This window comes from Sedimentitalea sediminis, from assembly GCF_042687825.1.
Lineage (GTDB): Bacteria > Pseudomonadota > Alphaproteobacteria > Rhodobacterales > Rhodobacteraceae > Sedimentitalea.
Genome location: NZ_JBHUQE010000001.1, coordinates 356318 through 365873, shown reverse-complemented (window position 1 = coordinate 365873; position 9556 = coordinate 356318). Strand labels below are relative to the sequence as shown.

The following is a 9556-nucleotide window of genomic DNA, read 5'->3' as shown; positions in this document are numbered from 1 at the left end:
GCGCATAGGCCAGAGGGGAAGATGCATCGTTGTCCACCGCCGCCATCAGCACCGCACAATATCCGAACAGGCGATGCGCCCAGACGAATTTCAGGAAGGCGTTCACCAGAAACAACAGAACCAGCAGGATCTTGATTTCCCAGACGATGGTCGGCGCCTTGCCCTGTGTCAGGTCGCTGACCAGCCCGGCCAGCTTGTCGGTATTGCCGATCACGGCAAACCCACCGCCAATGGCGATCATGGTGGCCGAGGCAAAAAAGGCAGTGCCCTGGCGCAGGTTGCTGATCAGCTGGGCATCGAAGACCCGCGGTTCCCGGGTGACCATCTGGTGCATCCAGTCGCGGCGAAAGGCAATCATCAGCGACGAGACCGAGGGCCGGTTCGCCGGCGGCGATTCGATGCGCCAGTCAATCCAAATCACCCCCGTCAGCAACAGGGCGATCGCGACGAAATCCAGCGGAGAAAACAGGGTGAGGGTCTGGGCTGTGGTCATGCCGGGACTGTAGGCCGGATCAAAAGGACTTGCTAGATTGGCAAATTGGTAATAAAATTTTACCAAATATGGAGGTTGCCATGGAAATGCCGGTCCCGAATCCCGAGATACTCGGCCGCAAGGCACGGCTGGTCACGCGGCTGTCAAAGGTGCTGGGACCGGATGCGGTGATCCATGATCCTGCCGAGACCCGCGCCTATGAATGCGATGCACTGACCGCGTATCGCTGTCCGCCGATGCTGGTGGTGCTGCCATCCACCACGCAGCAGGTATCCGACGTGCTGAAGATATGTCACGAAGAGAAGGTGCCGGTGGTGCCGCGCGGGGCCGGAACCTCGCTGGCGGGGGGCGCTCTGCCGACCGCGGACTGCGTCATGCTGGGTGTTGCGCGGATGAACGCGGTTCTGGAGACCGATTTTGACAATCGCGTTATTCGGGTTCAGGCAGGGCGCACGAACCTGTCGGTCACCGGTGCTGTCGAAGAGGCGGGCTTTTTCTACGCGCCCGATCCCTCCAGCCAGCTGGCCTGCGCCATTGCCGGCAACATCGCGATGAATTCCGGCGGGGCGCATTGCCTGAAATACGGCGTGACCTCCAACAACCTGCTGGGGGTCACTCTGGTCTTGATGGATGGCACCTTGGTCGAGATCGGCGGCGCGCATCTGGATTCCGGTGGGCTGGATCTGCTGGGGCTGGTCTGCGGCTCGGAGGGGCAGCTGGGCATCGTGACCGAGGCGACCCTGCGCATCCTGCACAAACCGGAAGGCGCGCGCCCGGTTCTGATGGGATTTGACAGCAGCGAGGTCGCCGGAGCCTGCGTCAGCGACATTATCCGTTCCGGGATACTGCCGGTCGCGATCGAGTTCATGGACCGTTTATGCATCCGCACCAGCGACAATTTCGCCAATGCCGGCTATCCCGATTGCGAGGCCTTGCTGATCGTCGAAGTCGAGGGATCGGAGACGGAAATCGACGCGCAGCTGGCCCGGATCGTCGACATAGCACGGCGTCACGACCCGGTCGAACTGCGCGAAAGCCGGTCAGCCGAGGAAAGCGCCAAAATCTGGCTGGGCCGAAAAAGCGCCTTTGGCGCCATCGGCCAGATCAACGACTACATGTGTCTGGACGGTACCATTCCGGTGTCTGAACTGCCGCATGTTCTGCGCCGCATCGGCGAGTTGAGCCGTGAATTCGGGCTGGATGTGGGCAACGTGTTCCATGCAGGCGATGGCAACATGCACCCGCTGATCCTGTTTGACGCCAACGCGCCCGGCGATCTTGAGAAGTGCGAGGCGATGGGGGCGGAGATCCTGAAACTGTGTGTCGATGTCGGGGGCTGTCTGACCGGAGAGCATGGCGTGGGTATCGAAAAGCGCGACCTGATGCTGCATCAGTACACTGTAGCGGATCTGGAGGCGCAGATGGCGGTCAAGGACGTGTTCGATCCGGCCTGGTTGTTGAACCCGGCAAAGGTTTTTCCGCTGGCTGTCTCCAGGGACCGCCGGACACCGGCCATCGTTGTGCAGTAAAGGGGCCAGCCCCTCTTGGCCGTTGGCCAATTCACCCCGGGATATTTGAGGCAAGAGGAATATGGGAACTGCGCAAAGCGAGGCCGAGCTGGCCGAACAGGTGGCGGCGGCGACAGGGCCGCTGGCCATTTGTGGCGGCAGTACGCGGGGCATGGCGGTGCCCGGGCAAAGGCTTTCGACGGCGGGACTGACCGGCGTCACACTGTATGAACCCGGTGCTTTGACCCTGGCGGCGGCGGCGGGCACGCCGGTGGCCCGGATCGAGGCGCTGCTGGCCGCTGAGCACCAGCAGCTGGCCTTTGAACCGATGGATCACCGGGGCCTATTGAACTGCTCTGGTGAGCCGACGATTGGCGGCGTCGTCGCCGGCAACGTGTCGGGACCGCGACGGGTGCAGGCCGGGGCCTGCCGCGACCACCTGCTGGGGGTCCGGTTCGTGGATGGCAACGGCACGGCGATCCGGAACGGTGGACGGGTGATGAAGAATGTCACCGGCTATGATCTGGTCAAGCTGATGGCGGGCAGTTGGGGCACGCTGGGGGTGTTGACCGAGGTTGCGTTGAAAGTCCTGCCGCGGCCCGAGACCCAGGCGACCCTGCATCTGCGCGTGGACGGCAGCAGGCAGGCAGTGCAGGTGATGTCGCGGGCGCTGGGATCGCCGTTCGAATTGACGGGTGCGGCCTATGATCCGGCGCAGTCCGAAGTGCTGCTGCGCGTCGAGGGTTTTGCCGATTCGGTGGATTATCGCAGCGCGCGGCTGGCCGAGCGGCTGCGGGAGCTTGGCGCTGTCGATCGACTCTCCGGTGCGGCGCAATCGGCAGAGGCCTGGCGGGCGATCCGCGATGTTCGCTGCTTTCACGATCGGCAAGGCGATGTCTGGCGCCTGTCGGTCAAACCCGGCGATGCCCCGGACATCGCGCGCCGGCTGAACACCGACGCGCTGTTGTTTGACTGGGGCGGCGGGCTGATCTGGACCTGCGCCCCCGAGGGCACCGACCTGCGGCGCAGGCTGGGCGGGTTCGGCGGTCATGCCACGCTGGTCCGGGCCAGCGCCGAGACCCGGGCGCGGTTGGGCACGTTCCAGCCGCAATCGCCGGCCCTGGAGGCGATCAGCGCCGGATTGCGTGCCCGGTTCGATCCGCGCAACCTGTTCAACAGGGGCCTGATGTCTCCTGCCCAGCCGGTCGGAGGTTAGCCATGCAGACGACGTTCACCGAGGATCAGTTGCGCGATCCGGCCCTCGCGCGCAGCAACCAGATTCTGCGCAATTGCGTGCATTGCGGGTTTTGCACGGCGACCTGCCCGACCTATCAGGTGCTGGGCGACGAGTTGGACAGCCCGCGCGGTCGCATCTATCTGATCAAGGACATGCTGGAAAACGAACGGGTACCCGACGCCCGGACCGTCAGGCATATCGACCGTTGTCTCGGCTGTCTGGCCTGCATGACCACCTGTCCATCAGGGGTGCATTACATGCATCTGGTGGATCACGCCCGGACCTATATCGAGGCGCATTACCACCGCCCGATCGGCGATCGGGCGCTGCGCTGGCTGCTGGCGCGAATTCTGCCCTATCCGACACGCTTTCGGCTGGCGCTGCGGGCGGCGAAACTGGGCCGGCCGTTCACGCGGCTGATACCGGATGCCCGGTTGCAGGCGATGCTGCAGATGGCGCCCAGAACCATACCGCCGGTCAGCCGCAACGACGCACCGCAAAGCTTTGCGCCCCAGGCACCGCAACGGATGCGGGTGGCCCTGATGACCGGCTGTGCGCAACGGGCGCTGAACACCGATATCAATGACGCCACCATCCGCATCCTGCGCCGGTTCGGCTGCGAGGTGGTGGTGGCGGCGGGCGCCGGGTGTTGCGGCGCGCTGACCCATCACATGGGAAAGCAGGCGGAAAGCCATGCCACGGCCGCCCGCAACATTCGGGCATGGGCGGCCGAAATCGACGGTCAGGGGCTGGATGCAATCGTCATCAACACCTCGGGTTGCGGCACCACGGTCAAGGATTACGGCCACATGTTCCGCAACCACCCGCTGGCCGCCGATGCCGCCCGCGTCGCAAGCATTGCGATGGATATCAGCGAGGTATTGACAAGGCTCGGACTGCCCGAGGGCGAAGACAAGGGCCTGACGGTGGCCTATCATTCCGCTTGTTCGCTGCAGCACGGCCAGCAGATCAAGACCGCGCCCAAGGACCTGCTGAAACGGGCCGGGTTCCGGGTGGTGGAACCCGCCGACAGTCATCTGTGCTGCGGCTCGGCCGGCACCTACAACCTGATGCAGCCGGAGATTTCCAGCCAGTTGAAGGTGCGCAAGATCCAAACGCTGCAGGCCGGATCGCCGGACCTGATTGCCGCGGGAAATATCGGTTGCATGATGCAGATCGGCTCGGGCACCAGTGTGCCGGTGGTGCACACGGTCGAGCTGTTGGATTGGGCAACCGGGGGGCCGAAGCCATCGGAACTGATCCGCGCGGCGCATGGGGCACCGCCGGCAAAGGTCGCCAGTTAGATATTGCGGATCGCCGCAATTTCGCCGCAAGAACACGCTAGTGATCTGTCTGACGAGGATTCGGAGTGTTTGCGTTGCGCCATTTGCTGATCTGCCTGTCTCTGATCCTGTGCCCGACTTTGGCCGTCGCGCAGGACGGGCCGTTGCAGCGGCTGGACACCACCGATGCCGGACGCGACTGGCAGGCCGTGGGACGTCTGGACATCGACGGCGCCGGGTTCTGCACCGGCGCGCTGATCGCGCCCGATCTGGTGCTGACGGCGGCGCATTGCCTGTATGACAGCCACTCAAAGGCCCGAATCGACCCGGAAAGTGTCGAGTTCCTGGCCGGATGGCGCAACGGGCGGGCCTCGGCCTATCGCCAGGTGCGCCGGGCGGTGGTGCACCCGGATTATGACTATGGTGATGCCGTCTCGCCCGAACGTGTGCGCAACGACGTGGCCCTGTTGCAGTTACACCGACCGATCCGCAACACCACGGTGACGCCGTTCCAGACAGCTCGCAGGCCGGCCAAGGGCGAACAGGTGGGGGTCGTGTCCTACGCCAAGAGTCGCGCCGAAGCACCGTCGCTGCAGCAGGTCTGCAGCGTGATGGCCCGCCAGCAGGGGGTGCTGATCATGTCCTGCGACGTCGATCACGGTTCGTCCGGGGCGCCGATCTTTTCCTTTGCCGACGGCACCCCGAGGATCGTATCGGTGGTGTCGGCCAAGGCCGAGGTTGAAGGCCAGCGGGTGGCGCTGGGCACGGCGCTGGACCAGCCCCTGGAATTGCTGCGCGCGCAGCTGGATGCCGGGGCCGGATACGCGGTCGCGCCGGCGCCGGACGTGAACCGCATCAGCGTCGGCCAGCCGCGGCGCACCACAGGGGCAAAGTTCATCAAACCGTGACGCGCCGGGTGACATATCTGTTGCTGGCGGTGAGCCTGCTGACCGCGGTCCCGCCGGCACAGGCGCAATCCACACAGGCGCAATCCACCGGGTTGGCCCGGCTGACCGACCGCGAGGACCTGTTGGGCTGGGAGGCGGTCGGACGGCTCGAGATCGGTGGCCGCGGGTATTGCACCGGCACCCTGATTGCGCCCGACCTTGTTCTGACCGCCGCGCATTGTGTCTTTGATCGCCGCACCCATCGACGCCATGCGCCCGAGACCCTGACCTTTCGCGCCGGGCTGCGCGATAGTGTGTCGATCGCGGATCGGTCGGTGGCCCAGATCGCGGTGCCGCCAGACTACGATGCGGGTGGGCCGGGCAATCTGGACCGCGTGCGAAATGACGTCGCGCTGTTGCGCCTGGCGCAACCGATCACCAGCCGCGATGCCGACCCCTTTGTGCTGCATTCCGGTCAGGGGGTCGGCAGCGGCGTCAGTGTCACCTCTTATGGTCAGGGTCGTTCCGAAGCGCTGTCGCGCCAGCGCCGCTGCAGCATCGTGGCGCAGGCGGACGACCTGATGGCCTTTGACTGCGACGTGACCTTTGGCTCGTCCGGCGCGCCGGTGTTTGCCCGGGTCGGTGGTCGCGGCCGCATCCTGTCGCTGATCTCGGGCGGCGGTGTGGTGGAGGGGCGCAAGGTTGCGTTCGGCATGGCGCTGCCGGCGGTGGTCGACCGGCTCAAGGTTCGATTGCGGGCCGACCGGCGTCCTGTCGGCGCCGGGGCCAGGCGGCTCGGTGTCGGGACGGGCCACCGGCCTGCCGGGGCCAAGTTTATCCGCAACTAAAGGTCTTGAAACCGGTTTTGCATCTCCCCATCTTTGTCGCATCGGAATGCCGAACCGGGTTCCGATGTCAGAACCTGCCCGTCCGAACCGGAGGGCTTTCGTAAATCGCTCGCAAGATGAGGATAACGACATGCGTACATTTGACTTTGCCCCGCTGCACCGTGCCACCGTCGGGTTCGATCAGATCGCCGATCTGATGGACCGCGTGATGGCCAATGATGTCAGCCAGTCCACCTATCCCCCCTACAACATCGAAAAAACGGCTGCCGATTCCTATCGCATCTCGATCGCCGTCGCCGGGTTCTCTGGCAATGACCTGGGCGTCGAGGTCAAGGAAAACGCCCTGGTGGTGACCGCCAGAAAGGCCGAAGAGGACGATGACCGCACCTATCTGCATCGCGGCATCGCCACCCGCGCCTTTGAGCGCCGTTTCCACCTGGCCGATCACGTGCGCGTGACCGGCGCCAGCCATATCGACGGCATGCTGCATATCGATCTCGAACGCGAGATTCCCGAGGCGCTGAAACCCCGCCGCATCGAGATCACCGGATCCGACAGCAAGGCGGTGGAAACCGATGTGGTCGATGCCAAGGCGGTGAACTGACCGCCATTTCGACTTGCCACGGTCCGACGTTTTGCCCCGCACCGGACGCGAACCGGTGCGGGGCGATTTCGTTCGGCGGTGCGTTCACTGTGCCGACAGGCTTTTGGCTAGCCGCATCAGCCGGACCGCCTCGGTGCGATAGCCATAGGGATCAGCACCGCGGTTGGCATTGGCCAGCGCGATGGCCTGATCATAGTCCCAATCGCCCAGATAGGTATCATCGCCGCGCAGCACCTGGCCGAAACCGGCGATCGCGGCGGCAAACCCGGTGTCGGTCCCGGCCGGCATGTCGACGGTGATCGCCTGTTCGATCAGGCGGCTGGTGTCGTTGCCGGGGGACTTGTAGCGCAAGCGCAGATAGCCAAGTTCGTCGCGCGCACCTTTGGCTGCGGGCGCGGACCGATAGCGCAGCGGATCGCTGAGCTGCGCGGGCGAGCCGACGGGGGTGATCTCGTACAGCGCCGTCAACGCGTGCCCGGCGCCGATATCGCCGGCATCGACCCTGTCATTGTTGAAATCCTCGCGCCGAAGTGCGCGGGTCTCATAGCCGATCAACCGGTATTCCGCGACCGTGGCGGGGTTGAACTCGACCTGGATCTTGACGTCATCGGCAATCGGAAACAGCGCCCCGGACAGTTGATCCACCAGCACCTTTTGCGCCTCGGCCAGCGTGTCGATATAGGCCGCCTGACCGTTGCCGTTCTGGGCCAGCGCCTGCATGGTGGCATCGTCCAGATTACCCCGGCCAAATCCCAGCACGCTGAGATAGGTGCCACCGTCGCGCTGCTCCGAGATAAAGTGTTTCAGCGCCTCGGGATCGGACAGCCCGACATTGAAATCGCCATCGGTCGCCAGAATCACCCGGCTGACCTCGCCGTCCTCGGCCATGCCGGCGGCGATGGCATAGGCCTGTTGCAGACCGGCCTGACCGGCGGTCGAGCCGCCGGCATTCAGCGCGTTCAACGCCGCCAGGATGGCGCCGCGGTCGCTGGCGGCGGTGGGGGCCAGAACCTGCCCGGCGCTGCCGGCATAGGTGACGATGGCCACCTGATCCTGTTCCCGCAGCTGTCCCAGCATCAGCGCAAAGGATTGTTTCAGCAGCCCCAGCTTGGCGGGTTGATCCATGGAACCGGACGTGTCGATCAGAAAGACCAGGTTCAGCGGCGGGCGATCCTCTGCCGCCGGTACCGCGCCCTGAATGCCGATATGCACCAGCCGCGTGTCGGCGTTCCAGGGCGTCTGCAGCACCGAAACCGTGGGCCGGAACGCCTGATCGCCCTCTGGCCGGGGATAGGCATAGGGGAAATAGTTGACCATTTCCTCGATGCGCACCGCATCCGGGGCCGGCATGCGTCCGGCCATTAGAGAATTGCGCAGCACCGCGTAAGAGGCCGTGTCGACATCTATGGAAAAGGTCGACACCGGGGTCTCGGCGGTCACGTTCAGAGGGTTCGCATCGGCATTCGCATAGCTTTCGCCTTCCGCTTGTGGCGACATCCGGTCAGGCATCGGTGGCGGCGGTGCGATCGCGGTTTCAAGGGCCGCGCCGGGGGGGGATGCCCCCAGGACGCGGGCCGCCGACTTGGCCGTGCGCCCCCGCGCCAGATTGTCCGTCAGGGCCTGGGCCGGTTCCGCCATCGGCGCTGTCATCGGGGCATCCTTCGGCGCGGCCGTTGCGGTCCTGTCGTCCATTTCGAGCAGCTCGGCCGGTAGTCCGTTTTCCGGTGCGGTCGCCGGCGTCGGGGCGGGCACCTGGCGCAACAGCGGCACATCGGGCGGCAGCAGGGTGTCGCGAATCGGGGTCAGCGTTACCAGTGCAACGGCAATGATGGCGGTGGTCGCGGTCAGACCCGCGCGCGAGGTGAGGGGGATCAGCATCTGTCGTACTCCTGTCCAGGGGCCCGGTTTCGGGCGATCGGACATGGGACGCACCCCGGCGCGCGATTCTTGGAACGTTGCAAAGTTTTTCCGCGCCAGCGCCAGATGCGCCTTCTTGGCGTCCGCATCCGGGTCAGGCGTTGCCGCGCGCATCGCGGCCCTGAGATCGTTCAGATCGTCATTCATTGCTGAGCCTCCTGCATGCGCAGCTCTTTCAGGCGTTTCTTGGCCTGCGAAATGCGCCAGCTGACCGTGCCTTCGGAAATTCCCAGGATCCCGGCGGCCTGCGCATGGGTCATCTCGTCCAGCACCAGCGCCAGCGTGTCGCGCAGATCGTCGGGCAGGGCGCGCATCGCCGCTACCAGCCAGTCCACCTGTTCTGATGTCTCGGCATCCGCCGCGCGGCGGGCGATTTCCCAATTGCCCCAGCCCTCGGCGGCGCGGGCATGGCTGGACGCCCGGCGGCGGCGGTCATGCGCGGCGTTGACGGCCACCCGATAGAGCCAGGTGGTGAATTGCGCCCGCCCATTGAACCGTGCGATTTTCGCGGGCAGGGCGGCGCAGATGTCCTGGGTCAGATCCTCGGCCTCGGTGCGCGATCCCGTCAGACGAAAGGCGAGACGGAACAGGCCGTCATAGCGCCGGTCCAGCAAGGCGGAAAACGCCGCAGCATCGCCGCTGGCGGCGGCCATGGCCAGATCCTCGTCGCTTGCATCCATACGCATCACATAGACTTGGACGCGGCGGCGCGGTCAATCCTTGGCGAAGGCGGCAAAAAAGTCGATGGATTGTCTGCCGGATCAGGGGGCGGCACAAAC

At 65.1% G+C, this 9556-nt stretch carries 9 protein-coding genes; 6 read left to right on the top strand and 3 right to left on the bottom strand.

The window, feature by feature from the left end:
- Positions 1-493 (bottom strand): DUF599 domain-containing protein (locus tag ACFMPD_RS01750; protein ID WP_380991073.1); only part of this gene is annotated, 493 nt, incomplete at its 3' end.
- An 80-nt stretch (positions 494-573) separates the two neighbouring features.
- Here ACFMPD_RS01750 and ACFMPD_RS01745 point away from each other — a divergent pair.
- The 6 genes from ACFMPD_RS01745 to ACFMPD_RS01720 all read left to right on the top strand — a co-directional run bounded on the left by ACFMPD_RS01745 (position 574) and on the right by ACFMPD_RS01720 (position 6860).
- Positions 574-2022 carry an FAD-linked oxidase C-terminal domain-containing protein gene (locus ACFMPD_RS01745; RefSeq protein WP_380991070.1) on the top strand — a complete coding sequence of 483 codons (1449 nt, stop codon included), beginning with the start codon at positions 574-576 and terminating at the stop codon, positions 2020-2022.
- A 61-nt stretch (positions 2023-2083) separates the two neighbouring features.
- Entirely contained in the window at positions 2084-3217 is a 1134-nt protein-coding gene (locus ACFMPD_RS01740; protein WP_380991068.1) for an FAD-binding protein, read from the top strand.
- Between the two features lie 2 nt (positions 3218-3219).
- Positions 3220-4542: a glycolate oxidase subunit GlcF gene (glcF, locus tag ACFMPD_RS01735; protein ID WP_380991065.1), complete on the top strand. Its 1323-nt coding sequence runs from the start codon at positions 3220-3222 to the stop codon at positions 4540-4542.
- 74 nt (positions 4543-4616) lie between these two features.
- The gene (locus tag ACFMPD_RS01730) at positions 4617-5429 is read left to right on the top strand and encodes a trypsin-like serine peptidase (protein WP_380991062.1); all 813 of its coding nucleotides are present in this window, start codon (positions 4617-4619) and stop codon (positions 5427-5429) included.
- Between the two features lie 8 nt (positions 5430-5437).
- Positions 5438-6256, top strand: a complete 819-nt coding sequence (locus ACFMPD_RS01725; protein WP_380991059.1) for a trypsin-like serine peptidase — start codon at positions 5438-5440, stop codon at positions 6254-6256.
- Positions 6257-6386: 130 nt separating this feature from the next.
- Positions 6387-6860: an Hsp20 family protein gene (locus tag ACFMPD_RS01720; protein ID WP_380991057.1), complete on the top strand. Its 474-nt coding sequence runs from the start codon at positions 6387-6389 to the stop codon at positions 6858-6860.
- A gap of 84 nt (positions 6861-6944) precedes the next feature.
- On the opposite strand, the gene ACFMPD_RS01715 is transcribed toward ACFMPD_RS01720, so the two are convergent.
- Together ACFMPD_RS01715 and ACFMPD_RS01710 are read right to left on the bottom strand one after the other, a co-directional pair.
- Positions 6945-8924 carry a YfbK domain-containing protein gene (locus tag ACFMPD_RS01715; RefSeq protein ID WP_380991054.1) on the bottom strand — a complete coding sequence of 660 codons (1980 nt, stop codon included), beginning with the start codon at positions 8922-8924 and terminating at the stop codon, positions 6945-6947.
- Entirely contained in the window at positions 8921-9457 is a 537-nt protein-coding gene (locus tag ACFMPD_RS01710; RefSeq protein WP_380991094.1) for an RNA polymerase sigma factor, read from the bottom strand. Before ACFMPD_RS01710 ends, ACFMPD_RS01715 begins: the two co-directional genes overlap by 4 nt.
- Between the last annotated feature and the right edge of the window lie 99 nt (positions 9458-9556).